The organism is Flavobacterium faecale (assembly GCF_003076455.1).
Classification (GTDB): domain Bacteria; phylum Bacteroidota; class Bacteroidia; order Flavobacteriales; family Flavobacteriaceae; genus Flavobacterium; species Flavobacterium faecale.
Genome location: NZ_CP020918.1, coordinates 3,827,467 through 3,844,598, shown reverse-complemented (window position 1 = coordinate 3,844,598; position 17,132 = coordinate 3,827,467). Strand labels below are relative to the sequence as shown.

Genomic DNA, 17,132 nt, shown 5'->3' with positions numbered 1-17,132 from the left:
TACTATTTTGAAATATTTGAAATTCTCAAATACATCATCAATAATTTGATCTAATTTTTTGATGGGTAGTTTATTCAAATAAGCTTTTGTAGTTCTTATATCGGTTTAACCATGCATGTCATTACTACCGATTACATATTGCTTAGATAGTTCGCACTTTCAGGTTCGGGTCAATATAGACTAATTGTATGGTGCCATTTTTACATTGCATTGGCAGTATACCAGAAAAACCTAGATTAAAATATAAATTTATTTGGTAAAAAAGGTGGTTTCTTATTCTAAAAGAAAACCTCTTTGGTGATGATATAAATCCCCATGATGAGTACAAACCAGCCGAAGATAGGTTTTAGCTTGTGACCATCAATTCTTTTGGAGAGTTGTACGCCAATGAGTAAGCCGACAGCGGCAATGCTCGAAATGAGTAAAAGAAATGCATAATCTACGGGTGTACCAATATATAAGTCACCAGCAAAACCGATAGCTGAGTTGATGAAAATAATCAGTAAAGACGTTCCTACGGCCTGCTTCATGGGTAGATTAGCAAAAAAAAGTAGCGCTGGAATAATCAAAAAACCACCACCTGCGCCTAGAAATCCGGTTACGATTCCTACTAAGAAACCAATTATACCCAATTGGACAAAATTGGTTTTTGGATTTTTGACTACGGTAGTTCGATCCTTGATCATGGATATGGAGGCGGCAATCATGAGAACTGAAAAGACAATCATGATGAGCAGATTCTTTGAAACGGCATACGATGCTACCGTAAATAGGGTAGAGGCGATTTGAGGAAAAATCACTTCACGAATAATTAGGATCGAAATGATGGAGGGAACAGCAAAATAGAGAGCTGTTTTTAGGTCTAGATTCCCTAATTTGTAATGGTTGTACCCGCCAAAAAGAGAAGTAGCTCCAACAATGAATAAGGAATAACTTGTAGCCAATTCAGGATCTACCTTAAATAAGTAAACTAATATAGGAATCGTCAATATAGAGCCACCGCCACCGATTAAGCCCAATGAAAGTCCGATTATGATTGATGCTAAATACCCTAAATATTCCATTACAATTATTTTTTACAAAGTTGGTGCCGAAATTATTTGTAAACGGTAACATTTATTACACAGAGGCAATTTATATTTGACTAGGTTAGGAGTTCAATATGGTTTCTATGTAGTTGTACCAAGCCTCGCTGCTCCATTTTTTTTAATAATCGAGAGATGACCACTCTAGAACTGTTTAATTCTGTGGCAATTTCTTGATGAGATAATTTTAGATCTTTGCATCCGCAGGCCGCACTATGTCTTTTTAGATAAAAATCTAGGCGCTCGTCCATGGCTCTAAAAGCGATGCTGTCAACCACTTCGAGCACTTCTTCAAATCGATTTCGATAGGTTTCAATTACAAATTCATACCACGAGCGGTGTTCCATCATCCATTGGTCCATTAGCGAAAGCGGAATCATCAGTAGTTCAGCATCTTCGACCACTTTGGCCATGATTTGACTTGTTTGGTTGCGTGTAGCACAGATCATAGAGAGTGCGCAAGCTTGGCCCGGCTGCAGGTAATACATGAAAAACTCTTCGCCATTTTCTCCTTCTCGGTATACTTTAACTTGACCTTTGGTTACCAAAACTGTTGTTTTGATATACTGGCCGGTTCTCATAATTACTTCGCCAGCTGGGATATTTTTGATAGTTGCATTACTATCTATTGCTTGCAATAAATTTGCTGAGAAAGCGGGGAAAAGGGATTGCGTTGAAGTTGACATGTATAAAATAAGTTTAGTCAAATATAAGGAACAAAAATCTTTTTTTTTGAAAATAGGCTTATTAATTAAAATACAACTTCAATCCTTGAATCGCAATTGTACGCTCCTTCTAATTTTAACATTCGAAAAAAAATTCAAAAAAAATCAACAATTTGTTTGTCAGGTGTTTGTCTATTCGAATACGTTTTCGTCAATGTTAATCTTATGAAAATAATATATATAGTTTTGTAAAAACATTGTATTTTTGATAAAAACAACGAATTATGAATTTATCACAAGAAGATTGGGTTGCTCAGATGGCATCAGACGAGAATGTTGTAATTCTTGATGTGCGTACTGAAGACGAAGTAAATGAAGGTATGATTCCGAATGCCATAAACATTGATATTCACAAAGGACAAGAGTTTATTTCGGAAATTGAAGCATTAGATAAAGACAAAAAATACTATGTCTATTGCCGTTCTGGAATGAGAAGTCAAAAAGCCTGTGAAATTATGAATGAACTAGGTTTTGATCACGCTTACAACCTACTTGGCGGAATGCTAGAGTGGGAAGGAGAAATTGAATAAGTATTGAGAAAAGAGGGTAATTCCTCTTTTTTTAATTTTAGATAAACACTACAAAAAACCAACAAAAAAAAGATGAATGCAATTCCAGAAGAATATCAGATTAAAGACATTTTAAACCAAGACACTTATTTAGTAAATGGTGAATTAAAAAAATGGGAAGGACAAACAACAGCTGTTTTTTCTACCATATCATCAACGGCTGAATATAGTCCTACAATTTTAGGATCGATTCCGTTTATGGGAGAAAAAGAAGCACTTGAGGCTGTAGAAGCTGCATCTGCCGCTTTTGATCATGGTCAAGGATTATGGCCTACAATGAAGGTTGTAGATCGCATCAAATGCATGCAGAAGTTTGTAAAGCAAATGAAAGAAACCCGCTCAGAGGTAGTTAAATTTTTGATGTGGGAAATCGGGAAATCCTTAGGAGATTCTGAAAAAGAATTTGACAGAACAGTAGAGTATATTAATGATACTATTGATAGTTACAAAGAATTGAACAGTCGTAGTGCTCATTTTTCTAAAGTTCAAGGCGTTAATGCCATGGTACGTAGAAGTCCGCTGGGAGTAGTTTTGTGTCTAGGACCTTATAATTATCCTTTGAACGAAACGTTCTCTTTATTGATACCAGCCTTAATAATGGGGAATCCTGTTATTTTTAAGCCTGCAAAACATGGTGTGTTATTAATTTCGCCACTATTAGAAGCGTTTAGAAATAGTTTTCCAAAAGGAGCAATCAATATATTGTATGGTAGAGGTAGAGAAGTGGCTGCTCCTGTGATGAAGTCGGGTAAGGTGGATATCTTGGCTTTGATTGGTAACAGTAAATCGGCAATTGCATTGCAAGATCAACATCCTAATAAAAACCGTTTGCGTTTGGTTTTAGGATTAGAAGCAAAAAATCCAGCAATTATTTTGCCAGAAGCTGATTTAGATTTAGCGATTAGCGAATGTATTGCAGGTACACTATCCTTTAATGGGCAACGATGTACAGCCTTGAAGGTATTGTATGTACATGAGTCTATTGCAGAAGAGTTCAATAAACGTTTCTCTGAAAAGGTAGATAATTTACTTTTTGGTAATCCATGGGAAAAAGGAGTATCCTTGACGCCATTACCAGAGAAAGACAAACCAGCCTATATTCAAGAATTGATCGATGATGCTACAAGTAAAGGTGCACAAATCATTAATGCAAAAGGAGGACAACATTCAGACAACTATATTTTTCCTGCGGTCTTGTTTCCTGTAAACAAAGAAATGAGAGTATATAAGGAAGAGCAATTTGGACCAGTGGTGCCAATTTTGAGTTTCAAAGATATTCAAGAGCCTTTGAATGATATGGCAGAATCCAATTATGGTCAGCAAGTAAGTTTGTTTGGTAAAGATGCTAAAACAATTGCACCATTAATTGACTCTTTGGTAAATTTGGTGAGTAGAGTTAACTTGAATAGCTCATGTCAACGTGGACCAGATGTTTTTCCGTTTACAGGTCGAAAAGATTCTGCAGTAGGAACATTAAGTATTCATGATGCGTTGCGTTCATTTTCTATTCGAACATTTGTTGCATCAAAAGACAACGCCTACAATAATGCTATTTTACAAGAATTATTAGATAGTAGAGCTTCAAACTTTGTGAATACCGATTATATCCTGTAATAATCTTGCAGTTTTTAGTAAAAACCTCCTTTATATTCGTATTTAGGAGGTTTTTTTTGTGATGTTTTTAGTGTTATGGGAGTATTGTTTAATAATAAGGAATTGGGCTGGCTTTGGTGTTGTAATGTGTCAATTATTTAAGAAGTTATCTAGGTTTTCTTCACATTATAAGATTTATAGCTTTTTTGGAGATATTGTTTTTTATTTTATAAAGTTAAATAGTACTTTTTTCATAGAAAGTCCATTTTTAGTACACTTATAATTCTGTATTTATATAGGTAATAGTCTTAAAATTAAGATAATTGTTCGTCTGAGTGTGAAGAATTGAGTAAATTATAATTAATAATGTTTTTTTTTGTTCTTTTTGATTTTTGTAAAAATAAGCCTTTTTTATTAGTTAAAATTAATATAAATTTGGCACATTGATTGGTTAACCAGTTTGGTTATCTAGAGGTTTTGGTTGTTGTATTTAGAGCACTCAAACGTTATAGTAAACTAGATTGTGTTGGCTTTAATTCTTCAATTAAAAAACAACTAACAAACGGATTAAATTATGAAAAAAACGATTTTAATGTTTCTCTTAGTTTTCTCATCTATTATGAGTGCTCAAACTGCTACTATCAAGGTATCAGGAAAAGTACTTGATAATACGGGTATGTCTATTCCAAACGCTACTGTTACAGTAGACGGGAAAAGTACAGTAACTGATTTTGATGGGAAATATGTGATTTTAGCAAATAGTGCTAAGTCGGTTCTAAAATTTTCTTACTTAGGATTTGAAACTAAAAGTGTTGCTGTAGGAAAGAGCACAACAATTAATGTATCACTTGCAGAAGCTAGTAATCAACTGAATGAAATAGTTGTTGTTGGTTATGGTACAATGAAAAAATCGAATGTTACCAGTTCTGTATCAAGCTACAAGAACGAAAAAATGGACCAATTACCAGTTTCTAGAGTTGATCAAGCACTTCAAGGAAAAATTGCAGGGGTTCAAATTTTAAACACATCATCTGCTGCAGGTGAGGCGCCTACAATTAGAATTCGTGGTCAATCTTCTATCAATGCTAGTCCAAACCCTTTGGTTGTAGTAGATGGTCAGCCTATTGAAGATGGTTTATCTTCACTTAACATGGCCGATGTACAAGAGGTATCGGTATTAAAAGATGCATCTTCTGCTGCTATTTATGGTTCTAGAGGTGCAAATGGAGTAATTTTGGTAACTACAAAAAGTGGTAGTAACAAAAAAACGACTTATAGTTTCAATAATTCAGTAGGATACAAAAGTGCTTACAAATTATATGATATTCAATCTACTTCTGATTATGTAAAACAATTGTATACAGAGAAAGCATTAAAAGAAGCTGATCCTCTTTGGACAGGTGGTTCAACATCTGTGGCAACTGGTTTTCAAAAATCTTATATTTTTGAACAAAAATTTCTTAATGGTCAAGGAGTAGATTATCAAGACGAATTCATGAGAACTGGAACTTTTAGAAATATTGGTTTAAGTGCTTCTGGAGGAGGAAAAGGTTTTAGTTATAGAGTTTCTGGTGCATACAATGGAGACGAAAGTATGATGAAGAACAGTAATTATGAAAAATACCAATTTAGACTTAAAACCAATATAGACTTAAATAATAAAGTATCTATTGGGGTTAATATTGCTCCTACATATAGCAAAACGAAAAGACCTGCAAATGATTATAGAGATTACTATAGATTTCCAAGTTTTATCCCGACAACATTCAATGCCGAAACTCTGGCTTTCGTACAACAAGCAGGCGCATATCCTAACCTAAAAGTAGGGGATTATGTAAATCCTCAGTATTTTTACGGTTTGGTGTTTCCAAATTATGAATTACCTGATGGTTCAATGTATACTAGTACTAGTACAACCAATCCATGGACTACTTCAAGTATCAATCCTTTAAAAGTGTTGAATTTGCAAGATGACACGCAAGATGACTTTAGAATTCAGTCGGTTTTTGATTTAACTTATAAAATCACAAAAAGTTTGACTTTCAAGACAACCGCTAGTGCGTATCTTAAATATTCTGATAGAATGCAATGGGTGGGTACAAATGCAAATGCAGAAACAAATTCAAATTTTGCAGTTTATTCAAGAAACAACTCAAAAGATTTGTTAACTGAAAACACATTGAATTATACAAAAGAATACAAAAAGCATTCATTTAATGCTTTAGCTGGTTTTTCTGCTCAAAAAACAGAGTTTTATACGTCTGTATTTCAAGGGAATAACTATCCTAATGAAAACATTCGTACCTTTAATAGTGCAGGAAGTATAACATTGTCTAACAACCTATCAAGTAGTGCAGCTGGAGAAATAAAAAACTCGACAGCATTATTGTCTTACTACGGAAGATTAGTATATTCTTACAATGACTTTTTGAACCTTACTGCAACAGTTAGAACAGATGGTGCTTCACAATTTGGACCAGGTAATAAATGGGGGACTTTTTCATCTATCTCTGCTGGAGCAAATTTGGCTAAACTAGAGTTTATTGCATCATCAAAAGTGATTAATAAATTAAACTTTAGAGCAGCTTACGGTCAAACCGGAAATAATAGAACTGATAATTTAGGTGGAAACAACGCATACAATCCATACTTAAACACGTTAACAAATACGCCTTATAGTAATTCAATTTCGGCAAATTATGTTTCAGGTACAGGAAATGGTGTTGTTGCAAATGGTCAAGCTACGCCAAGTGATACCGGAGCTAATCCAGATCTTACTTGGGAAACTACAGTTTCTGCAAATTTAGGTTTTGATTTAAGTTTATTAAGAAATAGAATTAACTTATCTCTTGATTTTTACGAATCAAATACAGATAAATTATTGTTACAAACTAATACCCAATTGTTTTCTGGAACAGCTTTATCTTGGAGTAATGTTGGAAGCCTTCAAAACCGTGGTCATGAGATTGAATTGTCTACTACGAACATTAAAACGAAAGATTTTAAATGGACTACGTCTGCCAATTATGCATCTAATAGATTGAAATTAACTGATTTTGGTGGTTTAGCAGAAACACCTCAAACCGGTGAAAGAGGTGAGCAGTACATAACAAAAGTTGGTAGCCCATTAGTACAGTTTTACGGATACAAGACAGATGGTATTTGGTTATCACAAGATGATATCAACAAATCAGGTTTTACAGCCTCAAACGTAAGTGTGGGTACATTAACTCCAGGTGGTTTAAAACTTGTAGATGTAAATGGTGATGGTAAAATTACAACAGATGATAGAACTGTAATTGGTGATCCTTACGCAGATTTTACTTGGGGAATTACTAACAGTTTTGATTACAAAGGAATCGATTTATCACTTGGATTTCAAGGGGTACAAGGTATTCAAATGTACGAAGGAGATACTGGATACACAGAGGTTAAAAGACAAGTCTTAAATTATACTGCTAACCACTGGATAAGTCCATCTAATCCTGGTGATGGAAAAACACCTTATGAAACTAATGGAGGTCTACAATGGGTTCAAACGGACTACGGTATTGACGACGCTTCATACATTGCGTTGAGAGAGATTACATTAGGATATTCTTTGGACAAGGACTGGGTTAAAAAAGTTGGTTTAAATCAATTTAGAGTATATTTTACAGCACAAAATTTACTTTACTTAAGTTCAAAAAGCTTTAGAGGAATCAATCCAGAGAGCAGAAAGTCAGGTGGTACTTATTCTAACCCATTAATTACGGGTTACGACAGAGGAGGATATCCAGTTCCTAAAACTTTAGTTTTTGGTTTTGATGTTAAATTTTAATTTTAAAAAATAGTAAGTATGAAAACATATAAATATTTTATTGGAGCATTAATGTTAGGTTTAACTAGTTGTAGTGACAGTTTTATCGACATCGCACCTCAATCATATATTACGGAGGCAGTATTCTTTTCGAATACTGCTGAACTAAACACTGCTCTTAATGCTTGTTATGCGGGTATGAGAGCTCCTGCAGCGGAAGAATGGAAATTTACAGAATTACGTTCAGACAACACAGCGATGAATCAAATCGCTACCACCTCTGTAGATAACATTTTCTTTTTGTCTTATGATGCATTTTTTGTAGGTACAAACGATACCAATTTGAAGAACTTTTGGTACTACACTTATGTAAATATCAAGAACAACAACATTCTTTTGGACAAAATGAATGTTAACTATAACGGTACTGCTGTCGTTTATGGCGGTAACTCAATAAATGCATCAGCTGCTGATATCAAAGATGTGGCTTCGCAAGCTTGTTTTTTACGCGCGTACCACTATTTTAATTTAGTACGTCTTTTTGGTGATGTTTTCTTAGTTCACGAACCAGTAACTCGTAGCGACGCTTCTATTTTGAATCGTGCTGATCAAGCTTCTGTTTATAATTTAATTATTGCCGATCTACAAAGTTCTATTGCTAATGGTAACGCTGCAAAGTATGCTAATATTACAGCTGCAAATGCTGGAAAAGCAAATGTTTGGGCTGCTAAAGCTTTATTGGCTAAGGTATATTTAACTTTAGGTCGCAAGGCAGAATCTTTAGCTTTAACAACTGATATTATTGCTAATAGTGGATATGATTTAGAAACAACTGCTTCTCGAGTATATGCTACAACTAATGAGTTAAACAAAGAAATTTTGTTTACAATACGTTACAAAACAGGAAACATAGGTTTGGGCTCTCCTTTCACTTCTGACTTTGCACCAAATGCAACTACAGGTGGGGTAACTGTTTCAGGAAATCAAGGTGACAATGCTCCAACTGTTGAATTGTATAATTCTTTCAATGCTACGGATGGTCGTAGAGCATTTGTTGCGCAATCTGCCGATATTTCTTTGCCTAGAAAATTGTATTACACTAAATTTCATGCAGCACAAACTGTGAAGTATGATTCAGAATTTGATTTCCCAATTATTAGATATGCAGATGTATTATTAATGTATGCTGAAGCGGCAGGTAAAGGAGATGCTAATTCTTTGATTTATATGAACAAAATTAGAACAAGAGCGACTGGGTTAACATCACTAGTAGCAAGTAATATTGATACTGATGCTAAGTTTAATCTTGCACTAGCAAATGAAAGACGTTGGGAATTTGCTGGGGAAAATCAAAGATGGTATGATTTGTTGCGTTATAGTACTACACTATCAACGATCAATGTTGTAGATGTGATGAGACAACATCTTATAATTGATATGCAACCATTGCTATATTCATTTTATACAGACAATGCTGCAAATGTTACTCCTGCTATTTTAACCTCAAGAGTAAATGCTAACAGTATGTTATTGCCGATTCCGCAAATAGAATTGGATACTAACAATACTATTACGATTACTCAAAATGCTGGTTACAATTAATAACAGCTTTTAAAATTTTAACACCCAATAACAAAGCGTTTTAATACGATTGTTATTGGGTGTTTTTTTTTACTACTATTTGGGTTGCTGTGCCTTCAATCCTTGTGGAACCAGTAAATCTCCTTCATCATACATATTGATAAAAATGTCAAGAGTATCTTTGCTTCCTATTTCTGTGATTCTATAGCGATCAAGCATGCCTAAATTGTTTATAAAACCGTTAGGAGATTTAAACGGACAGCAACTTCCTGCTCTAAAGTAGGTTGTCATTTTATCATTTGGACCAAAGAGCGCATTCAAAAATCGACGTTCATTTTTAGGACCCGTTTTATCTTTTACACCGCCTACTTTTATGGGGTTTTCTTTTGTGTAACCATAGGTTTTATCGGTTGCGCTTTCAGTTAACAAATAAGTGTTATCATCAATCATATTCACTTCATGTGTGCGTGTGTCTCCCTTTCCGGTATCGTTGTCTGCTAGTTGTGCAGTTTTTTGACTGCTGCAGCCTAGTTATTTTAGCCCCTTATAAGTTCAGAGTGATATTCTAAATTTCAAATAGTACATTTGAGATATGAAATACAAGAAATGGAGTTTAGAAGAGAAGTTAGAAATTTTATCTTCTTGCGAAGAATTAGGCGTTGTAGAAACCTGTCGTAAATACAGTGTTAGTACAGGAAGTTTGTATAGTTGGAAGAAGAAGCATGAAAAACAAGGAGAGGCAGGCTTAAAAGTTACTTATGACGATCGTAGCAAAGAGTTAAAGCAAGCTGAGGAAGAGAACAGAATTCTACGTAAATTATTAGCTAATAAAGAAATTGAACTAGAAATTGGACGTGAACTTTTAAAAAAAAAGTTTGGGACGTCCGATCCAAGAAAGATTTAGTTGATAGTATCTGTAGCAAACATAAAATCAGTAAAAGCAAAGTCATTTGTATGTTAGGTATGAATCAAAGCAGCTATTACCGAAGGCCAAGTCTTGGCAAAAAAGGTAATAAGCCTAGTGTCTTTACTTATAATAAGTCCAAGGGAATGGTGAGTCAAGAAACTGTTATAGCATCGGTTAAAGAGATTTTAAGCCATGAGTTTATAGACTGCGGATACCGCTTAATGACTTCTTACTTACATCGAGATGGATATAAGATTAATCACAAAAAGCTTTACCGAATTATGAAAGAAGAAGGCTTGTTAAAACTCGAAAATAGGATAAACAGGAGTGGTTCTGGGCGTAAGTTTGTAAAATATAGAAAGGTTATTACTGTTAGGCCGTTTCAGTGTATAGAAATGGATATTAAGATGGTTTGGATTCCTAGTGTAGGTAAAAATGCCTACTTACTATCAATCATAGACGTTCATACCCGTAGAATTTTAAAAGATTACTTCTCTTTTTCAATAAAACAGAACAAAGTAATAACATTCCTTTCTGATTTATTTTTAGAATACCAATACCCTGAAAACGTTGTTATTAGAAGTGATAATGGTAGTCAATTTATTGCCAAAAGTGTTCGTGAATACCTAGGTATAATAGGTGTTCAGCAGGAATTTACACATGTAGCCACACCTGAAGAAAATGCACATATTGAAGCTTATCATGGAATCCTAAAAAAAGAAGTGTTCCAAAGGGTTGATTATAGAACTTTTGGAGAAATTGAACAGATATTAAAAAGGTATGTGATTTTCTATAACAATAATAGGCTGCATGGGCTATTAGGACGTATTACACCAATGGAAAAATGGAACCAAGATAAAGATCTAATTTTATTGGAAAAATTAACCGCATAATTAATAATCGAAATTTAGAATAATACTCTTGTTTTATAGGGGTCAAAACACTAGTAAGGCTAGCATGCCAATAGAAATCAAGTTATTCTTTATCATTTCAAGTGAATTTTGATGTTGCGATTGAGTGATTGCTTGTAGTTGTTAATGTACAAATTTTTTCAGCATACAAAAACGGCTGCTTCAAATTATTTTGAAACAGCCGTTTGTTAAATTATGAACGTGCCATGATGCGCTTTTTGCAATTTAAAATTAAATCGAAGCTAATAAGATTTGACATGAATTATAACTTCTATGATCGATATAAATTGTTAGCAATGATTGTTCTCTTTTTTGCAAATGCTCGACTGAGAATGATAAAGAGATGACTGCTAAATACATTCATTTTTAAAATTGGTGAAATGATGTATAAGGGAATTGTAAGGAAGAAATAATAATAATAAAGCTGCTGCAAGAAGTAATAAAAGATATTTTGAAACTATAAGAAAGGAATAAAATGTTTGTTCTTGTTGTTTAATAGTGATTATCAAAATCTTGGTGGTTTGGATAAAAATTGCAGTTAATGCTAGTAGTAAATTTTGTTAAAAGCGAACTTTGATATAAGAAATAGGATTGAAAAAATTAAAATATTCGAATGGTATAAAAAGAGTCCATTTGAATTGGTTACGCTCGCATGAGGGATAGAGGCGGTATCCTCGTAGTGAAACGAAGAGATATAGCCGATAGCCCGACAGCAGATGAAAAAGGGGCTAATAAGCGCATTGCATTATTAGCCCCTTTTTTTATATGGTGGCATGCCCAAATAATTTATAATCTAAATTACAAATCGGTTATAGGAGCATATTTTGGAACTAAGATTTTCATCACAGACCAACCGATTAAATAGCAAACGGCACAAGCAGAGAAAATGATGAAATATCCTGCTTCGATGCCGTGAAAGCCCATAAAATTCATTTCGGTTACGGTTGCGTAATCGAATAAAAGTCCCGAGCTTTTGTTGATTATAGTAGATCCTACTCCTCCGGCCAAACCACCAATTCCGGTGATGGTTGCGATGGCTTTTCGTGGAAACATATCACCAACAGTGGTAAATATATTGGCAGACCAAGCTTGGTGAGCCGCTCCTGCGATACCAATGATGATAACGGGTATCCAGTAGGTAATGTGTCCTAATGGCTGTGCTACTAAAGCCAATAATGGGAAAAAGGCGAAAATTAACATGGATTGCATTCTACCTGCGTAGGGATCCATTCCTTTTTTTTCTACAAAATAGGTAGGTAGCCATCCTCCGATAATCGAAAGTAAGGTGATCATATACAGTACGAATAATGGGAAAGCAGCATCAGTTGAATTCATGCCATAAACAGAACTCAAATAAGCAGGTGTCCAGTATAAAAAGAACCACCACACACCGTCGGTCATGAACTTACCAAAGGCGAACGCCCAAGTTTGTCTGTATTTTAAGCACTGTTTCAAGGATACTTTTGCGGTTGTCTCAGGTATGTATCCCTCTAGTTTGCTAGCTGCAATATCGTCTTGCTGAATATATTCTAATTCGGCAGCAGTTACTTTTGGATGTTTTTCGGGTTTGTCATACATGAAAATCCAAAATCCCATCCATACAAAACCTAAGGCTCCAATGATGATAAAAGCCATTTCCCACCCATAAGCTTTGGCGATAAACGGAATTGTAATGGGTGCTGCCAAAGCACCAACTGTTGCTCCAGCATTGAAAATACTGGTAGAGAAGGCCCTGTCTTTTTTAGGGAAATATTCGGCTGTTGTTTTGATGGAAGCTGGAAAATTTCCGGCTTCACCTAAAGCTAACACAAAACGGGCAAAGATAAATAAGGTAACACTCACGTTGATTACCATTCCGGTATCGTTGATGTTTTCAATGATTTCTTTGGCGCCGCCGAAACTCACAAACCAATTACCAGTGATGATTCCAGAAGTTGCAATTCCGCAAAAAGCGTGCAAACAAGCACCAATTGACCAGATACCAATTGCCCATAGAAATCCTTTTTTGGTGTCTAACCAATCGACAAATCGACCAGCAAATAATAAGGATACAGCGTAAAATATAGAAAATAAGGCTGTTATGTTTCCGTAATCATTATTGGTCCAGTGAAATTCGGGAGCAATAAAATCGCTCCAGGTCAAGGACAGTACTTGTCGGTCAAGGTAATTGATGGTGGTTGCAAAAAACAGTAATCCACAAATGGACCAGCGGTACTTTCCAACGTTTTGGTTTTGGTTAATCATAGTTTTTTTTGATTTATAGTTTACAATTTTTAAAAGAAATTAATCTTTTGAAAAATTAAAATACTGCACTGCATTTTGACTGCAGATGTTGGTTACGAGCGTACCGATGAGTTGCATGTCATTAGGTAATTCTCCTTTTTCGACTTCTTCACCCAAAACATTGCAGAGAATGCGTCGGAAATATTCGTGACGTGGAAACGATAGAAAGCTGCGAGAATCAGTCAACATTCCGACAAAACGGCCTAGTAACCCAAAGTTAGAAAGGACGTCCAATTGTTTTTCCATTCCATCTTTTTGGTCCAAGAACCACCAAGCGGCACCGTATTGCATTTTTCCAGCGACAGAACCATCGTTAAAGTTGGCTACCATTGATGCAATCATTTCGTTGTCACGAGGGTTGAGGTTGTAGACAATCGTTTTGGCCAAGGCATTTTCGATACTTAATCGACCAAAAAAGCGACTCATGTTTTCGGCCATGATTTGGTCTCCGATAGAATCGAATCCTTGGTCTGGTCCTAAAACTTCCATCATTTTGGCGTTGTTATTTCGAATAGCGCCTACGTGAAATTGTTGTACCCACGATTTACTGTGGTTCATAGTAGCAATTTTGTTTAATACAGCCGATTTGTATTTTTCTATTTCTAATGAAGTAAGTGGTTGTAATTGTAAACCTTTTTTGAAAATGGTATCTACTTCTTCGGCAGTAAAATCTGCTCCATAATAATTGTTGTGTCCATGATCGGATATACGGCAACCCACTTCATGAAAATAATCATGACGTTCTGCAATGGCTTTTATCAGGGTTGCATAATCTGAAATAGCATAGCCAACAACGGTTGCTAATTTCTGAATCCAGTTTATGAAAGCAAGGCTTTTCTCGATTTCTGTAGCTTTGTCAGGTCTGAAAGTTGGTAAAACAGCGATTTCAAAACCTTCTTCTTTCAACTGTTTGTGGTAGGCTAAATCATCTGTAGGATCATCGGTAGTTCCTACCATTTTGACATTCATTTTTAGCAATAGCTTTCGAACACTGTATTCAGGAGTTTTTAAAAGCTCGTTGCAGGTATGAAAAATTCTTTCGGCAGAATCAGCGTTTAATAGCTCTGTAATTCCAAAATAATTTTTCAGTTCCAAATGTGTCCAATGATACAAGGGGTTTCTTAAAGTATAAGGAAGGGTTTCGGCATATTTTTTGAATTTTTCCAAATCGCTTGCGTCACCCGTAATGTACTTTTCGTTGATCCCATTGGCACGCATGGCACGCCACTTGTAATGATCGCCTTCGATCCACAATTGGGTAATGTTTTCAAACTGACGATCTTCGGCTATGTCTTTTGGAGACAAATGATTGTGATAATCATAAATGGGTTGCGATTTGGCATACTCATGGTACAACTTTTTGGCAACCTCAGTATGTAATAAAAAATCTTCGGTGATGAATGTTTGTGACATATTTTTTTTATAAACTTCTTTTAATTCCTACTTCAAGACCACGTAATTCAGCAAGACCACGTAAGCGACCAATTCCTGAATACCCTGGGTTTGTTTTTTTGTTCAAATCATCCAACATTTGGTGTCCGTGATCGGGACGCATTGGAATAATTCGGCCAGTTTCTTTTTCTTTTTGGATAATTGATTTTACCACTGCGTACATATCAACGTCACCTTCTAGATGATTGGCTTCGTAAAAATTCCCTTCGGCATCGCGTTGTGTACTTCTCAAATGGATAAAGTTCATTTTAGCACCATGACGGTCTACAATTCCAGGTAGGTCATTCTCAGCAATTACACCGTAGGAACCCGTACACATAGTAAATCCGTTGGAAGGAGAATCAATAGCTTCTAATAATTGTTTCAAATCCGCTTCGGTACTTACTACTCTTGGTAAACCTAAAATAGGGTAGGGTGGATCATCGGGATGAATAGCCATTTTTACACCAGCACTCTCCGCCACAGGGATGATTTCGCGTAAAAAATAATATAAATTTTCTTTTAATTTGGCTGCATCAATTCCATCATATCCTTGTAGCACTTTCAAGAAATCTTCGACAGAATAAGATTCTTCTGCACCAGGTAAACCTGCGATAATATTTTGCTGTAATTTAAGTTTTTCAGCATCTGTCATTTTTTCGAAAGTAGCTTTAGCTTTTACTTTTTGAGCTTCGTTATAGGTTTTTTCTGCTCCTGGTCTTTTTAAAATAAACAATTCAAAAGCTGCAAATTCATTTACATCAAAACGCAATGCTTTGGAGCCATCTTCTACCTCATACGACAAGTCAGTTCTTGACCAGTCCAAAACGGGCATAAAATTATAACAAACAATATCAATACCACAAGCCGCCAAATTTTTGATACTCTGCTTGTAGTTTTCGATATATTTTAAATAATCACCCGATTGTTTTTTGATATCTTCATGAACGGGAATACTTTCTACCACTGACAAAGTCAATCCAGCGGCTTCGACTTCGTTTTTGCGTTTCATGATTTCATCCACTTCCCATACTTGTCCGTTTTTAATATGATGTAAGGCAGTAACAATTCCGGTAGCACCAGCTTGTCTAGCATCCGATAATTTCACTGGGTCATTTGGTCCGTACCATCTCCATGTTTGTTCCATTGTGTTATTTATGTTTAATGATAACCTCTATTTTCAATTCCACTTTTAATTTGATTATATGCTTTTAGCTCCAAAACCTCCATCCACATGTACGACTATGCCGGTAACAAATTTGGATGCTTCGCTGCACAACCATATTAATGTACCGTCAAGGTCTTCAGGATTCCCAAAACGTCCCATTGGGGTTTTTGAGATAATTGTTTCACCTCGGGAAGTTAGACTTCCGTCTGGAGCAAGTAAGAGCGCCTTGTTTTGTTCGCCAATAAAAAAGCCGGGAGCAATAGCGTTTACTCTAATTCCTTCACCGTATTTGGTAGCCATTTCTACAGCCATCCAGCGAGTAAAATTATCAATTGCTGCCTTGGATGCGGAGTAGCCTACAACACGAGTTAGAGGACGATCTGCGGCCGCTGACGAAATATTTATGATTACGCCATTTTTTTGTTTGGCAAACAATTCAGCAAAAACTTTTGATGGAAGCATTGTGCCCATGACATTTAGATCTAGTACTTTTTGTAAATCTTCTTGTTTTGCATTAAAGAAATCTTGGTCAGGCATTATGGTTGCACCAGGCATATTTCCGCCAGCAGCATTGATAAGAATGTCTAGTTTGCCATAAGTAGTAACGATATGCTGTTTTGCTTTTTCTAAATCACTTTCGTTCACAACATCGGTAACAATTGCAAATGCTTGCCCTCCGTTTGCTTGAATGGTAGCAACCATTTGATCTAGTTTTTCGGGAGTTCTACCCATAACGCCTACGATTGCTCCATTTTGTGCCAATGCTTGTGCCATATTACCGCCCAAAACGCCGCCGCCGCCGGTGACCAATGCTATTTTTCCGTTTAGATCGAATGTTTTATTCATAGTGTTTAGTTTCATTTTAAGTATAATCTAATAAGTAATCTTGCGTCCTTATAAACGATAGAAATATCAATTCACGTGTACTTGTGTACGCACACGGTCATCACAAATATAGACAATTTCTATTTTGATTTATGAAAATCGAAATGAAAAATGATTATTTTTTTGAATAGTGCAGTTTTAATTATAAAAACGTATGAAGTTGTTTTTTTTTATAGCAGGAATTGGATAGCCTTC

The 17,132-nt window shown here is 35.4% G+C and carries 13 protein-coding genes; 6 read left to right on the top strand and 7 right to left on the bottom strand.

The genetic code is table 11. From position 1 onward, the window contains the following. Positions 1–278: 278 nt before the first annotated feature. Together FFWV33_RS16085 and FFWV33_RS16080 are read right to left on the bottom strand one after the other, a co-directional pair. A complete protein-coding gene (locus FFWV33_RS16085) occupies positions 279–1,064 on the bottom strand; it encodes a sulfite exporter TauE/SafE family protein (RefSeq protein ID WP_108741841.1) in 786 nt (261 codons plus the stop codon). An 80-nt stretch (positions 1,065–1,144) separates the two neighbouring features. Beyond that, complete coding sequence (locus tag FFWV33_RS16080; protein ID WP_108741840.1) at positions 1,145–1,771, bottom strand: Crp/Fnr family transcriptional regulator; 627 nt, start codon at positions 1,769–1,771, stop codon at positions 1,145–1,147. 263 nt (positions 1,772–2,034) lie between these two features. On the opposite strand from FFWV33_RS16080, the gene FFWV33_RS16075 reads away from it, so the two are divergent. The 4 genes from FFWV33_RS16075 to FFWV33_RS16060 all read left to right on the top strand — a co-directional run bounded on the left by FFWV33_RS16075 (position 2,035) and on the right by FFWV33_RS16060 (position 9,373). Beyond that, positions 2,035–2,340, top strand: a complete 306-nt coding sequence (locus FFWV33_RS16075; RefSeq protein ID WP_108741839.1) for a rhodanese-like domain-containing protein — start codon at positions 2,035–2,037, stop codon at positions 2,338–2,340. A 72-nt stretch (positions 2,341–2,412) separates the two neighbouring features. After that, complete coding sequence (locus FFWV33_RS16070) at positions 2,413–3,993, top strand: NADP-dependent glyceraldehyde-3-phosphate dehydrogenase (RefSeq protein WP_108741838.1); 1,581 nt, start codon at positions 2,413–2,415, stop codon at positions 3,991–3,993. Positions 3,994–4,546: 553 nt separating this feature from the next. Further along, positions 4,547–7,792 carry a SusC/RagA family TonB-linked outer membrane protein gene (locus FFWV33_RS16065; RefSeq protein ID WP_108741837.1) on the top strand — a complete coding sequence of 1,082 codons (3,246 nt, stop codon included), beginning with the start codon at positions 4,547–4,549 and terminating at the stop codon, positions 7,790–7,792. An 18-nt stretch (positions 7,793–7,810) separates the two neighbouring features. Further along, on the top strand, positions 7,811–9,373 hold the full coding sequence (locus tag FFWV33_RS16060; protein WP_108741836.1) for a RagB/SusD family nutrient uptake outer membrane protein: 1,563 nt from the start codon (positions 7,811–7,813) through the stop codon (positions 9,371–9,373). 75 nt (positions 9,374–9,448) lie between these two features. Here the strand turns inward: FFWV33_RS16060 and FFWV33_RS16055 are convergent, their stop codons facing one another. Further along, entirely contained in the window at positions 9,449–9,802 is a 354-nt protein-coding gene (locus tag FFWV33_RS16055; protein ID WP_159086057.1) for a 2-dehydro-3-deoxyphosphooctonate aldolase, read from the bottom strand. Positions 9,803–9,944: 142 nt separating this feature from the next. Between FFWV33_RS16055 and FFWV33_RS16050 the strand changes: the two genes are divergently transcribed. Continuing rightward, a complete protein-coding gene (locus FFWV33_RS16050) occupies positions 9,945–10,256 on the top strand; it encodes a transposase (protein WP_108741834.1) in 312 nt (103 codons plus the stop codon). 50 nt (positions 10,257–10,306) lie between these two features. Beyond that, positions 10,307–11,152, top strand: coding sequence for an IS3 family transposase (locus FFWV33_RS16045; protein ID WP_245891548.1), 846 nt, complete (start codon positions 10,307–10,309; stop codon positions 11,150–11,152). 816 nt (positions 11,153–11,968) lie between these two features. Here FFWV33_RS16045 and FFWV33_RS16040 read toward each other — a convergent pair. Genes FFWV33_RS16040 through FFWV33_RS16025 form a run of 4 tightly spaced genes read right to left on the bottom strand, consistent with a single transcriptional unit; the run spans position 11,969 to position 16,898 of the window. After that, on the bottom strand, positions 11,969–13,414 hold the full coding sequence (locus tag FFWV33_RS16040) for an MFS transporter (protein WP_108741832.1): 1,446 nt from the start codon (positions 13,412–13,414) through the stop codon (positions 11,969–11,971). 39 nt (positions 13,415–13,453) lie between these two features. Continuing rightward, positions 13,454–14,866 (bottom strand): glucuronate isomerase, encoded by a 1,413-nt coding sequence (uxaC, locus tag FFWV33_RS16035; RefSeq protein WP_108741831.1) that lies wholly within the window; start codon positions 14,864–14,866, stop codon positions 13,454–13,456. Positions 14,867–14,873: 7 nt separating this feature from the next. Continuing rightward, a complete protein-coding gene (uxuA, locus tag FFWV33_RS16030; RefSeq protein ID WP_108741830.1) occupies positions 14,874–16,031 on the bottom strand; it encodes a mannonate dehydratase in 1,158 nt (385 codons plus the stop codon). Positions 16,032–16,085: 54 nt separating this feature from the next. Then, complete coding sequence (locus FFWV33_RS16025; RefSeq protein ID WP_108742583.1) at positions 16,086–16,898, bottom strand: SDR family oxidoreductase; 813 nt, start codon at positions 16,896–16,898, stop codon at positions 16,086–16,088. Positions 16,899–17,132 lie beyond the last annotated feature (234 nt).

Coding starts and splice junctions, on each gene's coding strand:
- FFWV33_RS16085 (WP_108741841.1), bottom strand. CDS start 1,064: ATGGAATATTTAGGGTATTTAGCATCAATCATAATCGGACTTTCATTG.
- FFWV33_RS16080 (WP_108741840.1), bottom strand. CDS start 1,771: ATGTCAACTTCAACGCAATCCCTTTTCCCCGCTTTCTCAGCAAATTTA.
- FFWV33_RS16075 (WP_108741839.1), top strand. CDS start 2,035: ATGAATTTATCACAAGAAGATTGGGTTGCTCAGATGGCATCAGACGAG.
- FFWV33_RS16070 (WP_108741838.1), top strand. CDS start 2,413: ATGAATGCAATTCCAGAAGAATATCAGATTAAAGACATTTTAAACCAA.
- FFWV33_RS16065 (WP_108741837.1), top strand. CDS start 4,547: ATGAAAAAAACGATTTTAATGTTTCTCTTAGTTTTCTCATCTATTATG.
- FFWV33_RS16060 (WP_108741836.1), top strand. CDS start 7,811: ATGAAAACATATAAATATTTTATTGGAGCATTAATGTTAGGTTTAACT.
- FFWV33_RS16055 (WP_159086057.1), bottom strand. CDS start 9,802: ATGATTGATGATAACACTTATTTGTTAACTGAAAGCGCAACCGATAAA.
- FFWV33_RS16050 (WP_108741834.1), top strand. CDS start 9,945: ATGAAATACAAGAAATGGAGTTTAGAAGAGAAGTTAGAAATTTTATCT.
- FFWV33_RS16045 (WP_245891548.1), top strand. CDS start 10,307: ATGTTAGGTATGAATCAAAGCAGCTATTACCGAAGGCCAAGTCTTGGC.
- FFWV33_RS16040 (WP_108741832.1), bottom strand. CDS start 13,414: ATGATTAACCAAAACCAAAACGTTGGAAAGTACCGCTGGTCCATTTGT.
- uxaC (WP_108741831.1), bottom strand. CDS start 14,866: ATGTCACAAACATTCATCACCGAAGATTTTTTATTACATACTGAGGTT.
- uxuA (WP_108741830.1), bottom strand. CDS start 16,031: ATGGAACAAACATGGAGATGGTACGGACCAAATGACCCAGTGAAATTA.
- FFWV33_RS16025 (WP_108742583.1), bottom strand. CDS start 16,898: ATGAATAAAACATTCGATCTAAACGGAAAAATAGCATTGGTCACCGGC.